Annotated in this window: 21 protein-coding genes and 1 pseudogene; 16 read left to right on the forward strand and 6 right to left on the reverse strand. The window is 68.0% G+C overall.

The annotated features are described in order from the left end of the window. From AB4Y99_RS16460 to AB4Y99_RS16475, 4 genes are all read left to right on the forward strand, one after another. A partial coding sequence (locus AB4Y99_RS16460; protein ID WP_441524055.1) for a hypothetical protein occupies positions 1-189 on the forward strand: 189 nt, incomplete at its 5' end. Between the two features lie 155 nt (positions 190-344). Continuing rightward, positions 345-1,406 (forward strand): Dyp-type peroxidase, encoded by a 1,062-nt coding sequence (locus AB4Y99_RS16465; protein ID WP_441524056.1) that lies wholly within the window; start codon positions 345-347, stop codon positions 1,404-1,406. Continuing rightward, complete coding sequence (locus AB4Y99_RS16470) at positions 1,399-2,205, forward strand: family 1 encapsulin nanocompartment shell protein (RefSeq protein WP_142021768.1); 807 nt, start codon at positions 1,399-1,401, stop codon at positions 2,203-2,205. The genes AB4Y99_RS16465 and AB4Y99_RS16470 overlap by 8 nt, the downstream gene beginning before the upstream one ends. Continuing rightward, positions 2,202-3,482 (forward strand): NAD(P)/FAD-dependent oxidoreductase, encoded by a 1,281-nt coding sequence (locus AB4Y99_RS16475; RefSeq protein WP_441524057.1) that lies wholly within the window; start codon positions 2,202-2,204, stop codon positions 3,480-3,482. Before AB4Y99_RS16470 ends, AB4Y99_RS16475 begins: the two co-directional genes overlap by 4 nt. An 85-nt stretch (positions 3,483-3,567) precedes the next feature. Here the strand turns inward: AB4Y99_RS16475 and AB4Y99_RS16480 are convergent, their stop codons facing one another. From AB4Y99_RS16480 to AB4Y99_RS16500, 5 genes are all read right to left on the reverse strand, one after another. After that, complete coding sequence (locus AB4Y99_RS16480) at positions 3,568-4,869, reverse strand: FtsX-like permease family protein (protein ID WP_441524058.1); 1,302 nt, start codon at positions 4,867-4,869, stop codon at positions 3,568-3,570. Beyond that, positions 4,869-5,153, reverse strand: coding sequence for an ATP-binding cassette domain-containing protein (locus tag AB4Y99_RS16485; RefSeq protein ID WP_441524059.1), 285 nt, complete (start codon positions 5,151-5,153; stop codon positions 4,869-4,871). Before AB4Y99_RS16485 ends, AB4Y99_RS16480 begins: the two co-directional genes overlap by 1 nt. Next, a complete protein-coding gene (locus tag AB4Y99_RS16490) occupies positions 5,054-5,578 on the reverse strand; it encodes an ATP-binding cassette domain-containing protein (protein ID WP_441524060.1) in 525 nt (174 codons plus the stop codon). Before AB4Y99_RS16490 ends, AB4Y99_RS16485 begins: the two co-directional genes overlap by 100 nt. Further along, positions 5,556-6,023 (reverse strand): hypothetical protein, encoded by a 468-nt coding sequence (locus AB4Y99_RS16495; protein WP_441524061.1) that lies wholly within the window; start codon positions 6,021-6,023, stop codon positions 5,556-5,558. Before AB4Y99_RS16495 ends, AB4Y99_RS16490 begins: the two co-directional genes overlap by 23 nt. Before the next feature lie 75 nt (positions 6,024-6,098). Then, positions 6,099-7,844 carry an alkaline phosphatase gene (locus AB4Y99_RS16500; RefSeq protein ID WP_441524062.1) on the reverse strand — a complete coding sequence of 582 codons (1,746 nt, stop codon included), beginning with the start codon at positions 7,842-7,844 and terminating at the stop codon, positions 6,099-6,101. A 280-nt stretch (positions 7,845-8,124) separates the two neighbouring features. Between AB4Y99_RS16500 and AB4Y99_RS16505 the strand changes: the two genes are divergently transcribed. Further along, the gene (locus AB4Y99_RS16505) at positions 8,125-9,345 is read left to right on the forward strand and encodes an MFS transporter (protein WP_441524063.1); all 1,221 of its coding nucleotides are present in this window, start codon (positions 8,125-8,127) and stop codon (positions 9,343-9,345) included. Positions 9,346-9,461: 116 nt separating this feature from the next. Here the strand turns inward: AB4Y99_RS16505 and AB4Y99_RS16510 are convergent, their stop codons facing one another. Next, positions 9,462-10,208 carry a superoxide dismutase gene (locus AB4Y99_RS16510; RefSeq protein ID WP_441524064.1) on the reverse strand — a complete coding sequence of 249 codons (747 nt, stop codon included), beginning with the start codon at positions 10,206-10,208 and terminating at the stop codon, positions 9,462-9,464. Between the two features lie 274 nt (positions 10,209-10,482). On the opposite strand from AB4Y99_RS16510, the gene AB4Y99_RS16515 reads away from it, so the two are divergent. From AB4Y99_RS16515 to cheB, 11 genes and pseudogenes are all read left to right on the forward strand, one after another. Continuing rightward, positions 10,483-11,985 (forward strand): methyl-accepting chemotaxis protein, encoded by a 1,503-nt coding sequence (locus tag AB4Y99_RS16515; protein WP_441524065.1) that lies wholly within the window; start codon positions 10,483-10,485, stop codon positions 11,983-11,985. 30 nt (positions 11,986-12,015) lie between these two features. Next, positions 12,016-12,507, forward strand: a complete 492-nt coding sequence (locus AB4Y99_RS16520) for a response regulator (protein ID WP_142021777.1) — start codon at positions 12,016-12,018, stop codon at positions 12,505-12,507. 82 nt (positions 12,508-12,589) lie between these two features. Beyond that, the gene (locus tag AB4Y99_RS16525) at positions 12,590-12,904 is read left to right on the forward strand and encodes an STAS domain-containing protein (RefSeq protein ID WP_038358944.1); all 315 of its coding nucleotides are present in this window, start codon (positions 12,590-12,592) and stop codon (positions 12,902-12,904) included. A gap of 5 nt (positions 12,905-12,909) precedes the next feature. Beyond that, positions 12,910-13,269, forward strand: coding sequence for a response regulator (locus AB4Y99_RS16530; protein WP_038358941.1), 360 nt, complete (start codon positions 12,910-12,912; stop codon positions 13,267-13,269). 10 nt (positions 13,270-13,279) lie between these two features. Beyond that, positions 13,280-14,224, forward strand: coding sequence for an Hpt domain-containing protein (locus AB4Y99_RS16535; protein ID WP_441524066.1), 945 nt, complete (start codon positions 13,280-13,282; stop codon positions 14,222-14,224). Positions 14,225-14,336: 112 nt separating this feature from the next. Beyond that, complete coding sequence (locus AB4Y99_RS16540) at positions 14,337-15,491, forward strand: chemotaxis protein CheA (protein ID WP_441524080.1); 1,155 nt, start codon at positions 14,337-14,339, stop codon at positions 15,489-15,491. Between the two features lie 113 nt (positions 15,492-15,604). After that, positions 15,605-15,888: pseudogene (locus tag AB4Y99_RS16545) on the forward strand (chemotaxis protein CheW). A gap of 64 nt (positions 15,889-15,952) precedes the next feature. Further along, positions 15,953-17,779 carry a methyl-accepting chemotaxis protein gene (locus AB4Y99_RS16550; RefSeq protein WP_441524067.1) on the forward strand — a complete coding sequence of 609 codons (1,827 nt, stop codon included), beginning with the start codon at positions 15,953-15,955 and terminating at the stop codon, positions 17,777-17,779. A 3-nt stretch (positions 17,780-17,782) separates the two neighbouring features. Continuing rightward, positions 17,783-18,661, forward strand: coding sequence for a CheR family methyltransferase (locus AB4Y99_RS16555; protein ID WP_441524068.1), 879 nt, complete (start codon positions 17,783-17,785; stop codon positions 18,659-18,661). Continuing rightward, positions 18,658-19,251, forward strand: coding sequence for a chemoreceptor glutamine deamidase CheD (locus AB4Y99_RS16560; RefSeq protein WP_441524069.1), 594 nt, complete (start codon positions 18,658-18,660; stop codon positions 19,249-19,251). Before AB4Y99_RS16555 ends, AB4Y99_RS16560 begins: the two co-directional genes overlap by 4 nt. Further along, positions 19,251-20,351, forward strand: coding sequence for a chemotaxis-specific protein-glutamate methyltransferase CheB (gene cheB, locus AB4Y99_RS16565; RefSeq protein ID WP_441524070.1), 1,101 nt, complete (start codon positions 19,251-19,253; stop codon positions 20,349-20,351). The genes AB4Y99_RS16560 and cheB overlap by 1 nt, the downstream gene beginning before the upstream one ends. The last annotated feature ends 10 nt before the right edge of the window (positions 20,352-20,361 follow it).

Below are 20,361 nucleotides of genomic sequence, written 5' to 3' on the forward strand. Positions count from 1 at the left end.
CAATACGACCTCTACATCAATGCCGGGAAGCCCGCGATCGGCCTCTATGTCGCCAGCGGTGCGAAACTTCCGGATTTCGCCGATCCGAAGGAATGGATCTTCGACGGAACTGCCGCCGCGGACCTGCTCCCGCCGAGCGTGATCGAGGGCGTGGCCAGCGCCGGCCATGCTTTCCGCGACATGGATTGAGACCTGCCGGGAGCGACGCGACCCCGACCTTCCGCGCCAGGGCAAGGTCGGCACGCTGCCGACGCTCTTCCCATAAGCGCCGCTCCGCGCAATCATCGGCAAGACCATCCGGGCGACCGGGGTTGTTTCGCGTAAGGTTGTCGAGCGGGTCTTCCATGGATTTGAGCGTGCCATCCGTGATCTCGCAGCCGGTCGTGGCAGCCCTGACGCGTTCCGCGATGTTCCTGGTGGTGACGATCAATCCCGACAGCGGGCCCGAGGAGACGGTGCGGGGTCTGTGCGCCGATCTGTCCGCGCTGCTGCGGGCCGTCGGCTTCCGGGATCTCGAGGGCAACCTGTCCTGCGTCATGGCYTTCGGCTCGCAGGCCTGGGACCGGCTGTTCGACGGGCCAAGGCCGAAGGAGCTGCATCCTTTCCGGGAAATCCGCGGCGTGCATCACGCCGTCTCGACRCCSGGCGACATCCTGTTCCACATCCGCGCGACYAAGCGGATGGATCTGTGCTTCGAGCTGGCGCGRCAGATCATGMTCCGGCTCGACGGCGCGGTCACGGCGATCGACGAGGTCCATGGCTTCAACTATTTCGACGAYCGCGACCTGATYGGCTTCGTCGACGGCACCGAGAACCCGGCCGGGCCGGACGCGCTCAAGGCTGCCATCATCGGCGACGAGGACGCSGATTTCGCCGGCGGCAGCTATGTCATCGTGCAGAAATACCTGCATGACCTGGCAGGCTGGGAGAAGGTACCGGTCGAGCAGCAGGAGAACATCGTCGGCCGCTACAAGCTCTCCGACATCGAGCAGGCCGACACGGTCAAGAAGCCCTATGCCCACAACGTCCTGACCAGCATCACCGAGGATGGCGAGCCGGTCGACATCCTCCGAGACAACATGCCTTTCGGCAAAGTCGGAACGGCCGAGTTCGGCACCTATTTCATCGGCTACTGCCGCACGCCGCGCCGGATCGAGCGCATGCTGGAGAACATGTTCATCGGCTCGCCGCCGGGCAATTACGACCGGCTGCTCGATTTCAGCCGCGCGGTCACCGGCTCGCTGTTCTTCGTGCCGACGGCGAGCTTTCTCGATGCCGTCACGGCGGAGAAGCCCGAGGCCGAACTGGCCGCTCCCGAACCGGTTCCGGCGCCCGCTCCATCCAGACCATCCGGCGACGGCTCGCTCGGCATCCGCTCCCTGAAGGAAGAGGCAGGCCATGAATAATCTGCACCGGGACCTCGCGCCCATCTCCGATGCCGCCTGGGCGGAGATCGAAGACGAGGCGTCGCGCACGCTGAAGCGCTATCTGGCGGCGCGGCGCGTCGTCGACGTGGACGGGCCTAAGGGAACGGCTTACGCCGCTGTCGGGACCGGGCATACGCGCCCGATCGAGGCGCCGGGTGAGGGCATCCGCTCCCTGCTGCGCGAGGCGCAGCCGCTGGTCGAACTGCGCGTTCCCTTCACGCTGACGCGACAGGCGATCGACGATGTCGAGCGCGGCTCGGAGGATTCCGACTGGCAGCCGCTGAAGGATGCGGCCAGGACGATCGCTTTCGCCGAGGACCGTGCCGTCTTCGAAGGCTATGCCGCGGCCGGGATCGGCGGCATCCGCGCCGGCAGCAGCAATGCCGCGGTACCGCTGCCGGCCGATCTCGACGACTATCCGGAGGCGGTCGCCAGGGCGCTGAGCGACCTCAAGCTYGCCGGCTGCAACGGTCCCTATGCRCTGGTGCTGGGCGGCGAGGCCTATCGGGCGGCGAGCGGCGGCAACGAGGAGGGCTATCCGATCTTCCACCATCTCGAGCGCATCGTCGATGGCGGGGTGATCTGGGCGCCGGCGATCGAGGGCGGTTTCCTGCTCACCACCCGCGGCGGCGATTTCGCACTCGATATCGGCCAGGACCTCTCGATCGGTTATCTCAGCCACTCCGCGACCACGGTCGAGCTTTATCTCCAGGAGAGCTTCACCTTCCGCATGCTCACCTCGGAGGCCGCCGTCGCGCTTGCGCCGGCCCAACGATGACAGCCGCCGCGGACCATCATGTCGTCATCGTCGGGGCCGGCTTCGGGGGCCTCGAAGCCGCACGCCATCTTGCGCCAGCCGGCCTGCGCATCACGGTGATCGACCGGCGCAATCACCATCTCTTCCAGCCGCTGCTCTATCAGGTCGCGACGGCCTCGCTGCCGACCTCCGAGATCGCCTGGCCCRCCCGCTCGCTGCTGCGCCGATACAAGAACGTCACCACGCTGCTGGGCACCGTCGTCGGGATCGACAAGGCCGGGAAGACGGTGCTGCTCGAGGGCGAGCAGCCCATCGCCTTCGATACGCTGATCGTCGCAACGGGCGCCCGCCACGCCTATTTCGGCCGCGACGAATGGGAGCCCTACGCGCCGGGCCTGAAGACGCTGGAGGATGCGACGCGAATTCGGCGCCGTATTCTGTCGGCCTTCGAGCAGGCCGAATGGGAGCCGGACGAGGCTGCCCGTGCGCCTTTCCTCACCTTCGCGATCATCGGCGCGGGGCCGACCGGGGTGGAGCTCGCCGGCACCATCGCGGAGCTGGCGCATGACACCTTGCGCGGCGATTTCCGCAATTTCGACACGCGCAGCGCCCGCGTCGTGCTGATCGAAGCCGGCCCGCGCATTCTGGCGGGCTTCACGCCCGATCTTTCGGCTTATGCGGAGCGGGCGCTTGCGCGCCTCGGCGTCGAGATCAGGCTCGGTCATCCGGTCTCCCAATGCGGGCCGGACGGTGTCGAGCTCGGCGGCGAATTCCTGGCCGCCAAAACGATCCTCTGGGCGGCCGGCGTGGCAGCGTCGCCCGCGGCCGAGTGGCTCGGGGCGCCGGCGGACCGGGCCGGACGGGTGCGCGTCGAACCCGATCTGTCCGTGCCGGGAGATCCGGCGATCTTCGTGATCGGCGACACGGCTGCCGTGGAAGGGGCGGATGGCAAGCCGGTTCCAGGCGTCGCTCCGGCCGCGAAACAGGAGGGCGGCTATGTCGCTGGCGTGATCAAGGCGCGGCTCGCCGGCAAGGCGCCGCCGCCGCCCTTCGCCTACAAGAACGCCGGGAACCTCGCCACGATCGGCAAACGGGCGGCGATCGTCGATTTCGGCTGGATCAAGCTTAGAGGCCGCTTGGCCTGGTGGATCTGGGGCGTCGCCCACATCTTCTTCCTGATCGGCCTGCGCAACCGCATCGCCGTGTCACTCAACTGGCTGTGGATCTACTTCACCGGCCACCGCAGCGCCCGGCTCATCACGCAAGGCAATACGGGCACGCCGCGACAAACCGAGTGACGTGAGCGGCGGCTCTCGTGCCGAAAGCGATGGTCATGGACCTCGCTATACAAGCTGTCGCGAACAGCTTTCCGTCCGCGCCGTCTTATCCGCGCAGCCCCGCCACCACCGGCCGGCGATAGGAGAGGGCGGCCGGCAGAAGGGCGAACAGGCTGCCGATGACGGCGAGCCCGAGCGCCGGCAGAACTTCGCCGAGGCCGATCGCCGGCGAGAGCAAAAGCCCCGTCCGCTGTGCGACGAAGCCGGAGAGGACTTGCGTCGCCAGCGCGCCGAGGCCCAGGCCGAGCAGGCAGCCGAGCGCGATTAGCGCGACCATGCCGAGCCAGACGACGAGCATGACATAGGCGCGCGGCGCGCCGAGCGCCCTGAGCACGGCATAGCGTCGGCGGCGCAGCCCGGCGACGGCGAGCAGGAGCAGCAGCACCGAAGCGAGGATCAGCACCGTGTTCAGCGCGGAGGCGACGACGAGGATATCGCGGATGTCGCCGAGCGCGCCGTAAAGAGAGACCAGCACCTCGGCGGGAAAGAAGGCCATGGTGCCGCCCTGCCGATATTGCGCGCGCAGCTGATAGGCACCCGCGACGCTCTTCGGCTTGACGACGATCGCCGGTACGCCGGGAACGCGCTTGCCGTTGAAGGGCAGGCCGATCCGATCTTCCGCCTTCGCGGGACCGCTGCCGGCCACCGAGCCCTGTTTCCAGAATGGCGCGTTGCTCGCGGCTTCGTCGGAGGCATGGCCGTTGCCGAGGCCGTGGACCTCCCAGACGCTCTCGATCGGCACAAGGATGGCACGGTCCCAGGGCGAGCCGAGGCGGGGCAGCCGCCCGACCACCGTGTAGCCATGGCCTTCATGCTTGTGGCCGTCCTCTTCTGCGTCGGCCTGACCGGGCGTGGCGGCGTGGCCGGCGACGCCGTGGGACGGGGTGAGCGTGTCGCCGAGCCTGTAGAGAACGTCGGCGCCGAGCACGGCTTCGCCCTCGGCCGCGAAGAGCCGGCCCTCGCTCGGCGCGATCCGGCCCCAGCGACCGGCGAAGGCGGCCGTCGTTCCGACGATCGCATAGCCGCGGCTGACGTCGCCGAAGGCGATCGGCGCCACCTGCGCCACGCGCTCGTCCTTGAACAGCGTGTTGAGCAGGCGCCCGTCGAGCAGTGGCAGCGCGTCCGGCTGCAGATAGACCGCCGACATCAGGAGCTGCGTCTGGCTGCCGGGCGCGCCGATGATCAGGTCGAAGTCATTGGCGGCGCTGGCCGAGCCATGGCGCAGGGCGCGTTCCTGCGCGCCGATGGCGACGCCGGTGGCGATCGCGAGCGCGATCAGCAGGACGATCGCCGGAGCGGTCCAGCGCAGCGCGCGCAGATCGGCCAGCATCATGGGGAAAGGGTTCATCAGGCGGCTTGGCGCTGTGCGGTTCGGGAGAGGTCGAGGCGCTGGCCGAAGCGCGCGAGCAGCGCCGGATCATGCGTGGCGCAGAGCAGCGTGGCGCCGCTCTCGGTGGCGGTTTCGAGCAGGAGGTCGGCGACCTCGGCGGCGTGGGCGGCATCGAGACTCGCTGTAGGCTCGTCGGCGAGGATCAGAGCCGGCCGGCTGAAAAGGGCGCGCGCGATGGCGACGCGCTGCTGCTCGCCACGCGAAAGCAGGGCGGCGCGGCGGCGCGGATCGGGCAGGCCCATGCGGTGGGCGAGAGCGGCGGCGCGTCCTTCTCGGTGCCGCTCAGCCGCCAGGCGGAGAAGCTCGCCGGCAGCGCGATGTTGGCAGCGATGTCGAGTTCAGGGATCAGGTGAAAATCCTGGAAGACGAAGCCGATGGTCTCACGGCGCCAGCGGTCGCGGCCGGATTCGGAAAGTTCGGAGACGGCGCGGTCGTGCCAGAGGATGCGGCCTCGGGAGGGGCGCAGGAGCCCGGCCACCAGATGCAGCAGCGAACTCTTGCCGCAGCCCGAAGGGCCGCTGACGCCGAAGCGGCTGCCCGGTTCGATGGCGAGCAGGGGGATATCRATCAGGCGGAAGGGCTGGCCGTCGGCGTCGCGATGGTCGAGCGCAAGGTTCTCCAGCGTCAGGCGGCCAGTGGCCGGTTCAGGCGAGGGTGAAGCCGGCATCCACGATCCTGATCTGGCTGACGAAGCCGGTCTCGGTGTCGGTGGCGGAGCCGATTTCGAGCCGGCCGGTGACCGCGACCTTGCGGCCGGCGCTGACCATCGGCGTCTCGGCCTTCATGAACACCACGACGATGTCGACCGGCCAGTCGGCATCCGACTGGCAGAAGGGGCAGATCGCCAGCGGTTCACGCGTCAGCACGAAGAAATGGCTTTCAGCCTTCAGCGGCGGCGCCATGTAGCCGAGCATGCGCACGGCGTGGCCACGCAGCGCCGTGACGCGATCGGAAAACTGGAAGCCCAGCACCCCGAAGGATTTGTAGAGCCCGTCGAAGGCGATCGCCTCGGCCTCCGTGGCGGCGTGCGCCTGCCCGCAAAGGCTTGCCGCCGCGAGGCCGAGCAGGGCTTCGCGGCGGGAGAGCGACGGGAGGGGGAGGATGCGCAGCATCGCGACCTCGTCTGGCTAAGGTGATACGGCCCTCGGGACCGTACCACGTCGGTGTGCGGTCTTGCGCCGGGTGGCTTACTTGCCGCCAAGCGCCAGCGCTTCAGCCATCACGCGGAAGACGTAGGTGTTGGGCCTGTGGCCGCGGAACTTCTCCGCACCCGGGCCCATCGCCGTCAGGATGACGTCGTCGGCGGAGTGCACGCCGCTATTGGCGTCGAAGGGCAGGTTGCCGGTCTTGCGAGCCGCGAGCGGGCCGGAGCAGTCCTTCTCGTTGGCGATGTTGGCCTTGCCGTCCGGACCCTTCACGGCCGGGACGCGCTCGCCGTCCATGGCGGGGCGGCCGGTGTCGCAGGTGTCGGGGTAGGAGCCGTAGACCACCGCGAGGCGGCGCGAGGTGTCGACCTTGGTGGGGTAGCCTTCGGCATCGACCGGGCCGTAGTTCGGCGGCACGGAGTCAGCGTAGACGCCGAGCTTGTCGCGCAGGAGCTGGCCCGGGCGGTCGTCGTCATAGGTGCCGATGATCGAGATCRGRTGGGCGTGRTCSGGCACCACGATGATCAGSGTGTCGTTGCGATCACCGGCGAAGTCCTTGGCGACCTTGACGGCGTTGTCGAGCATGATCGTGTCGAAGACCGAGCGCTCCCAGTCGAGCGAGTGGCTGTACTTGTCGATGCGGGCGGATTCGACCATCAGCAGGAAGCCTTCGGGATTGCCCTTCAGCATGTCGATGGCGGCCTTGGTCTGCTCGACGACGTCGGGCTGATCCGGGAATTTGGAGAGCGTGCCCTTCTTGGCGAGGCGCAGATCGAAGGCGCCGTCGATATTGCCGGTGTTGTAGAGGCCGAGCAGCTTCTTGGTTCCGGCAGTGGCGGCCGCGTTCATCTCGGCCTTGGTAGTGGCGAGGGTGTAGCCGGCCTCCTTGAACTTCGCGATGAAGTCCTCGCCGTCGGTGCGCTTCGAGCCCGGCGTCGTCTTGGCGAGGAAATTGGGCGAACCGCCGCCCATGATCACGTCCGGCTTCACGTCGTAGAACATCTTGACGATGTCGTTGTAGTCGGAGCGGCGACGGGTATGCGCGACCATCGAGGCCGGGGTCGCGTCCTCGATCTCAGAATTGGTGACGACGCCCACGGCCATGCCGGTGCGACGCTTGGCCAGCTCGGCGATGGTCTCGACCTTGGGATGGTCGAGCGTCAGCGCGTTCTTGGCGCAGTAGACGCCGAGCGCGTTGACACAGGACTTGTGGCCGGTGGTGTAGGCATGGGCCGCATTGGCGCTGTCGGTCACGATGGAATCGGTGCCGGAGGTCGAGATCAGCGCCATGTTCGGCATGTCGTCCATCGCGAGCTCGCCATTGTAGCGGCCTTCTTCCCAGCCCTTCGCCAGGATGCGCGCGGCGGTGCGGTTGGCGACCGACATGCCGTCGCCGATGAAGAGGATGACGTTCTTGGCGCGGCGCGGCTGGGCGGTCGCGAAGACCTCCCACTTCACCGTGGACTTGCTGGTGCCCTGCGTCGCCTCGACTGTGTAGCTGCCGGCCGGGAGGCTGGCGCCGCGCAGCCACAGCGCCGAATGCTTCTGGCCTTCCTCGCTCTGGATGAAATTCGTCGGCCGGCCGAAGATTTCGGCGGCGGGCTTGCCGTTGATCGTCACATTGACGTCGGCGGAGGCCGGGGCGTTGGGGAACTCGACCTTGAAGTCGAAATGCGAACCTTCGAGGATCTCGGCGCGGTTGATCGGGTAGATGGTCTGGGCCGTCGCGGGCATGGCCGCGGCGAGCGCGCCCGCCATCGTCATCATCAGCAATCGTTGCGCCTGCATAGGTATCTCCGCCATCGCGTCAGGTCAAAAAGGGCGAGCCGTGCTTAGGCAGCTCGAATGACAATACGATTACCGTTCGGAATACCGTTATTTGTTATGTTATTACGTTTCTTTATTGGGCTTCAACGAGCCGATAGGATCAGGTCCGTGAGCAAGGCGCGTGCCGGGTGCATGGCCGCCACCCTCCCACCGATGGGGCGCGCAAATTGTCGCAAGGGGGGCGATCGTCTACTAGGAACCGTAAGCCAGCTTCCTAACCTCAGAATCGTTCGATAACCCGATGACAGCCGCGGTCCAGGTTTCGACAGCACAGCGCGCCATGATGCCCGTGCTGATCGCTCTCAGCTTCACGCATCTGCTGAACGACATGATCCAGTCGCTGATTCCGGCGATCTATCCGATCATCAAGGATTCCTACCGGCTGGATTTCGGGCAGATCGGCCTGATTACGCTGACCTTCCAGGTCTCGGCCTCGCTGCTGCAGCCGGCGGTCGGGCTCTACACCGACAAGCATCCGATGCCCTATTCGATGGTGGTCGGCATGGGCTTCACGCTGTCGGGGCTGATCGGGCTGGCMTATGCCGGCAGCTACGGCTTCCTGCTGCTTTCGGYGGCCTGCGTCGGCATCGGCTCCTCGATCTTCCATCCCGAGGCGACCCGCATGGCGCGCAACGCCTCGGGCGGCCAGCACGGGCTGGCGCAGGGCATCTTCCAGCTCGGCGGCCAGACGGGCGGGGCGCTCGGGCCGCTGCTCGCGGCCTTCGTCATCGTGCCGCGCGGGCAGGGGAGCCTCGCCTGGTTCTCGGTCGCGGCGCTCGTCGCGATGATGCTGATGGTCTGGACCGCGGCGAGCTATGCAAGGCTCGACCGGGCGCGGTCGCCGAAGCTGGCGGGCGCGGCCAAGGCTGTCGCGGCGCGGCCGGGCAAAGGCTCGGTGGCTTTCGCGATCTTCATCCTGATCGTGCTGCTGTTCTCGAAGAACGCTTATTCGGCGAGCTTCAGCTCGTTCTACACCTTCTACCTGATGGGCAAGTTCGGCATCTCGATCCAGCATTCGCAGGAGATGCTGTTCCTGTTCCTCGCCTCCTCGGCGGTTGGTGCAGTGGGCGGCGGCATGCTCGGCGACCGCATCGGCCGCAACAAGATCATCTGGTTCTCGATCCTGGGCGCGCTCCCCTTCACGCTGATCCTGCCCTATGCCGACCTGTTCTGGACCGGCGTGCTGACGGTGATCATCAACATCATCATGTCGAGCGCCTTCGCGGCCATCCTGATCTATGCGCTGGAATTGCTACCRGGGCGGGTCGGGCTCGTCGGCGGCTTCTTCTACGGGCTGTCCTTCGGCCTCGGCGGCCTTGCGGCGGCACTGCTGGGCGAGTTCGCCGACCATCTCGGCATCGAGATGGTCTACAAGCTGTGCTCCTTCATTCCGCTTGTGGGTCTGCTCGCCTGGTTCCTGCCCCGGATCAGCGAAGGCGGCGGGACGAAGGTGGGGCATTAGGCGCGCGCGGCACGCTCGCGCGCCGTCATGCTCGGGCTTGGCCCGAGCATCTTTGGCAGGAGATTTTCGGGTCTGCGCTTCGCTTCGCCCGAGAATGACGGCGCGGCTGCGGACCGTCAGATCGCGAGCTTGCCCGCCTTGGCGGCGGCATAGCGCTCCTCGATCTTCGCCCAGTTCACCACGTTCCACCATGCCTTGAGGTAGTCGGCGCGGCGGTTCTGGTACTTCAGGTAATAGGCGTGCTCCCAGACGTCGTTGCCGAACAGCACCATCTGCTTGTCCATGACGGGGCTGTCCTGGTTGGGGCGCGGCAGCAGGCTCAGCTTGCCGGCCTTGTCGACCGTGACGAAGACCCAGCCCGAGCCGAAGACGCGCAGGCCCGCCCCCTCGAAATCGGCCTTGAACTTGTCGAAGCCGCCGAGGTCGCGCGTGATCGCGGCCGCGACCTCGCCGCCCGGCGCGCCGCCGGCATTCGGCCCGATCACCTCCCAGAACATCGTGTGGTTGGCATGGCCGCCGCCATTGTTGCGGACCAGCGTGCGCAGGCTCTCCGGCAATTGGTTGAGATCGGCCAGCAACTCGCCGACCGTGGCCTTGGCGATGACGCCATTGTCCTTCGCGGCGCCGTTCAGAGCCGCGACATAGGCTGCGTGGTGGCGGTTGTAGTGGATATCCATGGTCGCCGCGTCGATATGGGGTTCGAGGGCGTTGGCCTCGTAAGGGCGCTTCGGCAGCGAGAAGGGGCCGGCGGGAGCCGCCGGCGCGGCGGCTTGCGCCCAGACCTTCGGGGCGGAAGCGAAGAGAGCGGCACCGGCGCTCAGGGCGAACAGGCTGCGGCGCGAAAGCGTGATGGCTGCGGTCATGATGGCGTCTCTCCAGAAGGGTTGCGGTCGTGGGGACGTTGGGATTCCGATCCTCGTCGTGTCGGGCTGTTCTTGAGAGTGACGCGCGGGAACGGAAGGTGTTCCTGCGTCATCCGCCGTGCCCTTCCGCAGAGGCCGCATCGCTGCGGCGCGCGCATGCTGCCATCCTACCGGGCACTCGGCTAGCGGTATCGGCGGCGGGTGGGGCCCTTAACCGCCAGTTTACCGCGTTTGGCTACGTTCCGGAAGGAATCCAGCCGGGAAGCGCGCCGTCATGCAGGCACAGGCTCTCAAGGTCGTAGCACTACCGCACGAGCCCGCCCCGGCGGCATCCGCGCCGGCCGCGATCCTGCCGGCCGGCGAGGCCGTGCCGGTCGAAACCGGCGCGGCGCGGGCCGTCCGCGAGATCGCGGAGCGCTTCGGCAAGCTCGGCGCCGAGATCACCGATGTCGCTGGGCGCATCGTCGATGTCAGCCGCCAGCTCGACGGGCAGACGAGCGGCCTGCGCCGTGTCGTCGGCGCGGTCGATCAGGTTTCGCATGCCAACAACGCGATCCAGCAGGCGGCAGAGGGCGCCCAGGCCGCGGCTTCCGCCGTGCGCAGCGGGCTCGAGCGCGTCACCGGCTCGGTCAAGCTCGGGCTGAACGCGGCCCAGACCGACATCGAGACGCTTTCGGACGAGGCGCAGTCGATGTCGCAGGCGCTGGCGCAGGCGGTGACCGACGCGCATAAGGCGCGCGCCTCCAGCGACGCGATCCAGGCGATCACCCGCGAGATCCAGTTGCTGGCGATCAATGCCGGTGTCGAGGCGGCGCGCAGCGGCGAGGCGGGCAGGGGCTTTGCGGTCATCGCGGCCGCGGTGAAGGCGCTGGCCGAGCAGACGCGCGAGGCAACCGCCGCGAGCGCCCGCCAGCTCGACATGCTGGTGCGCGCGGTCGATGGGCTGGCCCGGCGCAGCGAGGACAATGCGCAGACGGCACGGCGCGCCATCGACGGCAGCCGGACGATCTCGTCGCAGATTGGCGAGCTCGACAGCTTCGGCCGCTCGGTGGTCCAGCTCATCGGGGAGATCGAGGCGATTTCGCAGCCGACGCGGGAGAACGCGGCTGCCTGCACCAAGGCCGGACAGGACCTTGCCGCTCTGGTGGCGGGCGTCGACCGATCGACGGAGAATCTCGAGCGGGCGGCGCAGCGCACCGACGCTCTGGTGGCGATCAGCGAAGGCATCCTCGGCTCGATCGCGGCCTCGGGCGTGCGGACTGCGCAGTCGGAGCTGATCGCGGCCGCCGTCGAGACGGCCGGCAGCATCGCGACCCTGTTCGAGCAGGGGCTCGCGCGCGGCGAGTTCGGCCTCGCCGATCTGTTCGATGAATCCTATACGCCGATACCGGGCTCGGACCCGCAGCAATACCTGACCCGTTTCGTCGCATTGACGGACCGGCTGCTGCCGCCGCTGCAGGAGAAGCTCCTGGCGTCCAACGACCGCATCGTCTTCTGCGCGGCCGTCGATCGCAACGGCTTCCTGCCGACGCATAACCGCAAATATGCGCAACCCCAGGGCAGCGACCCGGTCTGGAACAACGCCAATTGCCGCAACCGCCGCATCTTCGACGATCGCACCGGGCTGGCGGCGGCACGCAACCGCAAGCCCTTCCTGCTGCAGAGCTATCGGCGCGACATGGGCGGCGGGGAGTTCCTGGTGATGGAGGATCTGTCGGTGCCGATCATGGTGAAAGGCCGGCACTGGGGCGGTTTCCGCATCGGGTTGAAGGTCTAGCGCCGCCGCGATTCCGGCCAGTCGAGTTGAGTGAGCGAGTTCCGAGTCAGCGCCATGCACATCGCGCCATCCTTTCCAAACCTCTCCGTGCTGCTGATCGACGCCAGTCCGCATTACCGGCGGATCATCCGCACGATGCTGTATCAGGCGCAGCTTCACCGCATCTTCGAGGCCGCCGACCTGCCTTCGGCGGCGGCGATCTTCATCCAGAAGCAGCCGAACATCGTCATTCTCGACTGGGATCTGCCGGATAATGGCGGGCCGAAATGCCTGTCGGCGATCCGCTCGCAGAAGACCTCGCCCTTCGCCAAGGCACCCGTGCTGGTGATGATGGAGCGAGCCGACAAGCGCTCGGTCGTCCAGGCGGCGAAGCTCGGCGCGCATGAGATCATCATCAAGCCGATTTCGCCGAACAATCTATGGGTCCATCTTTCCGGCATCATCAACATACCGCGCAAATACCGGGAGACAGCTGGCGTGGTGACGCTGGTGCCGCGCGCCATCAGCAACAACATGTTCTGATGAACACACACCCTGCCGCTGAAATGCCCGAATGATTGACGCTGGCGGCGTGGTTTAGCGAAATTTTTACCAGTCCGGCGCGATGCTTGCGGGCATTATCCAGGGTCGCGCCTTCATGGTCATCACCGTTTCGCTCCCGCCCTTCCTCGGACGCTCCGAGGCGGCTGCCTTTCGCAACCAGCTCCTGGTGGCGCTTGAGCAGAACGAAAGCGTCTCCGTCGAATGCGCCGGAGCCGGCCCGCTGCCGAGTCTCTGGATCCAGCTCCTCCATTCCGCTGCCGTCAGCGCCGTCGCGCGAGGGCTTTCGGTGACGCTCAAGGCGGCTTCCTCCGAATGCCGCGAATCCTTGCGGGCGATCGGCTTCGATGCCGCTCGAAGCCCCCTCGTTCTGGAGTGACAGGCATGAAGATCCTGGCCATCGACGATACGAAGACGCTGCTTGCCCTGCTCACCCTGACCTTGCGCAATGCCGGGCACGAGGTCGCGGAGGCCGAGAACGGTGAGGACGGCCTGACGAAGTTCGAGCAGTTCAAGCCGGATCTCGTCATCACCGACCTCAACATGCCTGTGATGGACGGCATCGAGTTCACGCGCGCCTGCCGCTCGCGGCCCCTGGGACAGAACACGCCGATCATCGTGCTGACCACCGAGAACGGCGCCGAGATCAAGGCCGAGGGGCGCCGCGCCGGCGCCAGCGCCTGGATGGTCAAGCCCTTCGAACCCAACACCCTGCTCGGCCTCGTCGCCCGCTACCAGAACTGAAGGGCGGCCGATGGATCCGTTGGCAGAACTCAAGCAGACCTTCTTCCAGGAATGCGACGAGCTCCTCGGGGCGCTGGAGCAGAAGCTCCAGGCGCTCGACGAGGGCTCCAGCGATCCGGAGGACGTCAACGCGGCCTTTCGCGCCATCCACTCGATCAAGGGCGGGGCGGGGGCCTTCGGCTGCACCGAGCTCGTCGGTTTCGCCCATGTCTTCGAGGCTTCTCTCGACCATCTGAGGTCGGGCCGCGTCGCGATCGAGGATGCGCCCTTCACGCTCTTCCTGCGCTGCTCGGACGCGGTCGCCGATCTGGTTTCGGCTGCGCGGAACGACGAACCCGCGACCGAACGGCCCGATCTTCTCGCCGCTCTGGAGCAGGTCGGCCAGGAGCCGCGTGCACAGGCGGCGCCAGCGGTGGCTGCGCCGGCGGCGGCCGCGCCCGCTGCCGCGCTTCCAGCAACTTCGCCTGCTCCCGCTGCTGATGAGGCGCCTCCGGGCCTGGCCGCTCTCGGCAACCTGCTCGCCATGGTCGAGGCCAAGTCCGCCGCGGCGCCGGCCAAAGCCAATGACGATGGCTGGGACGATGACGAACCCGTCGCGGCTCGGATGCCGCTCGCATCCGCGGCCAAGCCCGGCCGCGACGTGCGGCTGCGCATCGCGCCCGAAACCGATCTCTTCCGCCGCGTCATCGAGCCGCGCGTGGTGCTGGGCTCGCTGCCGGCCGTTCGATTTCAGCCTCGCCAACGAGGAATTCGAGATCGAGCTGTCCGATGCAACTCCCGCCGCCGAGCCGGCGCCGGTTGCAGCTGCGCCCGAGCCCGAGGTCCCGACGTCGGTGGCCGCCGATCTTTCGGCGATCCTGGCGAAGCTCGGCCCCGCGCCGGACATGGCGGGGCAACCCGACATCCAGCCCGCTCCGGTTCCCGTGCCGGCCGCGGCTCCCGTTCCCGCCCCTGAAGCCGTTCCCGCGGTCCGCGCCGCGCCGCGCGCGCCGGCCAACGACCAGGCCGCGGCGCGCCAGCGCCAGGCGGTCAGCGTGCGTGTCGATCTCGACCGCATCGACAAGCTGATGAACCTCGTCGGCGAGATCGTCATCACCCAGTCGATGCTGGTCGAATGCGTGCGCTCGCTGCCCTACGACGTCTACGCCAAGACGGCCGAAGGCATCCTGACCCTGTCGCGCCAGACGCGCGAATTGCAGGATCACGTCATGGCCGTGCGCGCCCAGCCGGTGAAGGCGGTGTTCCAGCGCATGCCGCGCCTCGTGCGTGAGCTCGCTCAGACGCTCGGCAAGGAAGTGCGCCTCGTGCTCGAAGGCGAGAACACCGAGGTCGACAAGACGATCATCGAGGAGCTCGCCGACCCGCTGACCCATATGATCCGCAACTCGATGGATCACGGGCTGGAGACGCCGGACGAGCGCGTGGAGGCCGGCAAGCCGCGCGAAGGAACGATCAGGCTGATCGCCGAACATCGCGCCGGGCGCATCGTGATCTCCGTCACCGATGACGGGCGCGGGATCGGCCGTGACCGCCTGCTCGCCAAGGCGCGCTCGCGCGGCCTCGTGGGAGCCGACGAGAAGCTCGCTCCGGAGGAGATCGACCAGCTGATCTTCGCCGCTGGCCTGTCGACGGCGGAAGCGGTCAGCGACATCTCCGGCCGCGGTGTCGGCATGGATGTGGTGCGCCGCAACGTCGAGTCGCTCGGCGGGCGCATCAGCGTCGATTCCGAGCCCGGCCGAGGCTGCAAGTTCACGCTGGCCTTGCCGCTCACGCTCGCCGTGCTCGAAGGCATGGTGATCCGCTGCGGCGACGACCGCTACGTCATCCCGATCGCGTCGGTGATCGAGACGCAGCATCTCGCTTCGACGCCGATCGAGAAGCTGCCCTTCGGCCAGGAGGTGCTGSGCTGGCGCGGCGAGGTCACGCCGCTGTACCGGCTCGGCGCCGTGATGGGCTCGACCGGCACCACCAACGAGAACATCGTCATCATCGCCGAGACCGAGCGCGGCAACAATGTCGGCATCGCGGTCGACGAGATCGTCGGCCAGCAGCAGGTGGTGGTGAAGAGCCTCGAGGCGAATTACGGCGCCGTCAACGGTGCCTCTGCGGCGACGATCCTCGGCGACGGCCTCGTCGCGCTGATCCTGGACATCGACTCCATGCTGCGGCTCGCCGCCTCCGGCGACCGCGCGCCCCTATCTGACCTCAAGATGGCTGGATGACCATGAGCCTCCAACTCGGCGAAAAGCACTTCTCGTCTGCGCAGCCGGAAGCGGCGGCGCGTCGGATCGTCACCTTCAAGGTCGGCGACCGCACCTTCGGCATCGATGTCGGCATGGTCCGCGAGATCAAGGGCTGGCAGGCGACGACGCCGCTGCCGCACGCGGCGCAGCATGTGCGCAGGACAAGACGGCGGGCCTGCTGGTCGACTCGGTCTCCGACATCGTCGACGTGCCGGTGTCGGCCGTGCGCCYGGCGCCCGATCTGGAGCGCGACGAACACGGCCTGATCGAAGGTCTCGTGCTGCTCGACACCGACATCGTCGCGCTGCTCGATCTCGCGGCGGTGATCCGCGACGGCGGCGTCGAGACCCAAGCCAAGGCCAACCGCGCCGCCTGAGTATCCAGCGACCAGCCCGGCGTAGCGTGAGAGAGCGGGCCAGACCAAGAAACGACCTGACTGCATGGGCAACGCCCTCGGCTCTCTCTCGCATCTGACGGTCAGCCAGCCGCTGACCGCCGCCGGCTCGGCTGTGTTCGCCGGCGGCTTCGCCTATCTCGCAGCTTCGTCCGGCATGCCGGCGGTCGGCGTCGGCGCCGTTTCGGCCGTCGCGCTGCTCGGTGGCCTCGCCGCGTGGGGGGCGACCCGCTCGCTCTCGCCGGTTCGTGAGTCCCTGTCGCGGCTCCTCGCCGCGCGGGGCCAGGCCGCGCCGGCGCGTGCCGCCAAGGAAACCGGCCTGGCTGACGCCCTCGATGGCCTTCATGACGCGATGCTGGAATCCGGCCGCATCCGCGTCGCGCTCGACCATGCCGGCGCCAAGCTGATGATCTGCGATGCCGAGGGCGGCGTCGTCTATGTCAACAAGGCGCTGCTGCGCTTCTTCGGCGAGGCGCAGGAGGATTTCCGCACCGCCTTTCCGGGTTGCTCCGCCAAGGACATGCTCGGGCGCGTGATGGAGCGCGTGCAGGGCGAGCAGGGCTATGGCGCCACGGGCCTGCCGGTCGAGATGGTGCTGGGGCGCCGCACCATCCGCTTCACGCTGACGCCCGTCGCGGCATCCGGGGCGGTCGAGGCCGGCACGATCGTGGAATGGCAGGAGCTCAGCGAGGCCTTCGTCATGACCGCTGCGGTCAAGGACGCTGTCGCTGCCGCGCTGGAGGGGGATTTCTCCCGGCGGATCGCCGTCGATCCCAAGGGCGGCGCCTTGGCCGAGGTCGTCGCGGGGATGAACAGCGTCGGAGCCGTGGCGGAAGAGACCTTCGGGGATGTCGCCGAGGTCGTCGGCGCTCTGGTGCAGGGCGATCTTTCCCGGCGCATGACCGGTCGCTATCGCGGCCGGCTCGCGGCGCTGCAGCATGATTTCAACGATGCGCTCGACTGGCTCGGCGAGACCGTGCGCAGGGTTCAGTCGACGGCGGAGCAGGCCGGCCGGGTCGCCGGAGAGATCGCCGCGACGACGGGGGATCTCGCGGCGCGAACCGAGCGCTCCGCGAGCGATCTCGGTGAGGCTTCCGCCGTCGCCGGCCAGATCGCGGCGTCCGCCCGCCAGAGCACGGTCCGCGCGCGCGAGGCCACCGAACTCGCCGGCGAGACGATGGGCGTGGCGCAGGAGGGGCAGAACGTGGTCGGCCAGGCGGTCGACGCGATCGAGCGGATCGAAGGCTCCTCGACACGCATTTCCGACATCGTGGGCGTGATCGACCAGATCGCCTTCCAGACCAACCTGCTGGCGTTGAACGCTGCGGTGGAGGCGGCGCGGGCCGGTGATGCCGGCAAGGGCTTCGCCGTCGTCGCCTCGGAGGTGCGCACGCTGGCGCAACGCTCGGCGCAGGCGGCCAAGGATATCAAAGGCGTGATCGCGACCTCGAACGGGCAGGTGGCGGAAGGCGTGCGCTGCGTGCGCGGCACCGGCGAGGCACTCGGCCGCATCGTCGCCGCCGTCGGAAAGGTGTCCTCGACCATTGGCGACATCGCCTCCGAAGCAGCCGAGCAGACCAAGGGCGTCGAGGCGATGAGCGGCGGCGTCGCCCAGATGGATGGCGGCATCCGTCAGAACGGCGCCCTGGCGCAGCGCTCGGCTCAAGCCGCCGGGGAACTCGTCGACCAGGTCGCCGCGCTCGGCGATCTCGTCGCTGGCTTCCACACCGGCGGGGTAGCCTCCGGGCAGACGCGGCCCGCGCGCCGTCCCGTGGCTTCGGTGGGGGAATTTGACGCTGCCCTGTCCTCTGCGATTCCCACGCGGCGCGTCGCCAATGGCGGGCGGCATCTCAACGGACGGCCGGGGTTCTGAGCCATGTCGCTATCCGGCATCATCCCGGCCACGATTCCTGCTTCGGCGATCGGCGCGGACATCACCCTGACGCGCGAGGACATGAAGTTCATCGCGGCGCTGGTCTATGAGCAGGCCGGCATCGTCATCCGCGAGCACAAGGAGGCGATGACGCGCGGGCGTCTCGCGCGGCGCGTGAAGGCGCTGGGCCTGGGCTCGGTCGCGGAATACTGCGCCTTCCTGAAGACGCCGCAGGCGGCGAGCGAATTGCCCGAGCTGATCAACGCGGTGACGACCAACCACACCGCCTTCTTCCGCGAGCGCCACCATTTCGACCATCTGCGCCGGGAGGTGATGCCGCGCCTCGTCCAGGAACGTGCCGGCCGGCGCGGGCGCATCCGTATCTGGTCCTCGGCCTGCTCCTCCGGCGAGGAAGCCTATTCGATCGCCGCCACCTGCCGCGAGGCGATCGGCCCGCGCAGCGATCTCGACTTCAGGATCCTGGCCACGGATATCGACACGGACATTCTCGCGCGGGCCGAGGCCGGCATCTATCCGGTTGACCTGTTCGAGCGCCTGCCGGCGGATGTGAAACCGTCGATGCGGCTGGAAGCCGGTTCCACCCGGGGCGATGCGCGCATCAGCGAGGAGCTGCGCCGGATGGTCGCCTTCAAGCGCCTGAACCTCATCGAGACCTGGCCGATGAAGGGACCTTTCGACGTCATCTTCTGCCGTAACGTCTTCATCTATTTCGACACGCAGACCAAGGCCTCGATCCTCGACCGCTTCGTGGCGCTGCTGTCGCCCGGCGGCTTCCTCTATCTCGGCCATTCGGAATCACTGCCGCAGCCGCATCCCAATCTGCGGCTGATCGGGCGCACCATCTACGAGAGAACAGCATGAGCGTCTCCCGATCCTCCCGCCGCTATTTCGATCCGCGCTTCGAGGCGACGATCATCACCGTCGCGCCGGGCGAGCACGAGATCACATCGGCCAAGGACGAGATCGTCGCCACCGTGCTGGGCTCCTGCGTCTCGGTATGCCTGCGCGATCCGCAAGCCGGCGTCGGCGGCCTCAACCACTTCCTGCTGCCGAAGAACAATGGCGGCACAGACGCCAGCGCCGGCGAGCGCTATGGCGACACGGCGATGGAGGTGCTGATCAACGCCCTGCTGAAGCGCGGTGCCAGGCGCCAGAATTTCGAGGCCAAGGTGTTCGGCGGCGCGCGCGTGCTCTCGGGCGCCACGATGCTGGCCATCGGCGACGGCAACATCGCCTTCGTCAACGAATTCCTGAAGGTCGAGGGCATTCCCGTGGTCTCGCGGGATGTCGGCGGCACGCGCTCGCGGCGCATCCACTACCAGCCCTCGACCGGGCGGGCCTGGGTGCAGCATGTCCAGCCCACGGCACGCGACAGCGGCCACGAGCAGGAAATCGCCTATCTCAACCGGCTCAAGAGCCACCCCGTGGCTGGTGAAGTGGAGGTCTGGTGATGAGCATGGCGACATCCTCCGCCGCGCCGGTCAAGGTTCTCGTTGTCGACGATTCCGTGCTGATGCAGAAGCTGATGACGCAGATCATCAACGGGGCGCCGGGTTTCGAGGTGATCGGCGTCGCCGGCAGCGCCGAGGAAGGCTGGGACGCGATCCAGGACCTGCGGCCCGATGTCGTCACGCTCGACCTCGAACTGCCGGGCCGGCACGGCCTCAAGCTCCTCGCGCGGGTTCTGAAGCAGGATCCGCTGCCGGTGCTGATCGTCTCGGCCTTCGGGGGCCCCGGCGCCGACAACACCATCCAGGCGCTGGAGCTCGGCGCCATCGACTTCATCGAGAAGCCGGACGGCACGACCCATACGCTTGAAGGCTTCATGAAGCATCTCGTGGCGGCGCTGCAGCGCGCCGCAGCCAGCCGCAAGATGATCGCCGCCGCCCGGCAGATGGCGCAAGGTGGCGCTCCGGCTCGTCCGACGGCCCTGCCGCGGGAGCCGGCGCGCGCGGGCAGGACCTCCTTGATCGCCATCGGAGCCTCGACGGGCGGCGTGCCGGCCGTGCAGGCGGTGATGCGCGATCTTGCGCATCTGCGGCTGCCGATCGTGGTCGTCCAGCACATGCCGCCCGGCTACACGGCGAAATTCGCCGCGCGGCTGGCGGGCGCCACGGGCCTCGACGTGCGCGAGGCCGCCGATGGCGACCGCCTGAAGCCGGGGATGGCGGTGGTCGCGCCGGGCGGGCCGCGCCATCTCGAGATCGAGGAGCGGCGCGGCGAGTTCGTCTGCGTGCTGAAGGAGGGGCCGCTCGTCAGCGGGCATTCGCCCTCCGTCGACGTGATGTTCCATTCGGTGGCACGCAGTATCGGTTCGCAGGCGGTCGGCRTSCTGCTCACCGGCATGGGCCGGGACGGTGCTGACGGTTTGTTAGCCATGCGGAAAGCCGGAGCCGAAACGTTAATCCAAAGCGGGGAGACCTGCGTGGTAAACGGAATGCCGAAAGCGGCCTTCGAGATCGGAGCAGCCGAACGGGTTGTCCCGCTGGACCAGATCGGCACGACGGTGAGCCATCTCATCGGCGATCGCTCGCATCTGCGGACCGCGTGAGGAGAGTGTG

The sequence above is a fragment of the Allobosea sp. TAB14 genome, from assembly GCF_052113865.1.
GTDB classification, from domain to species: Bacteria; Pseudomonadota; Alphaproteobacteria; order Rhizobiales; family Beijerinckiaceae; genus Allobosea; species Allobosea spartocytisi.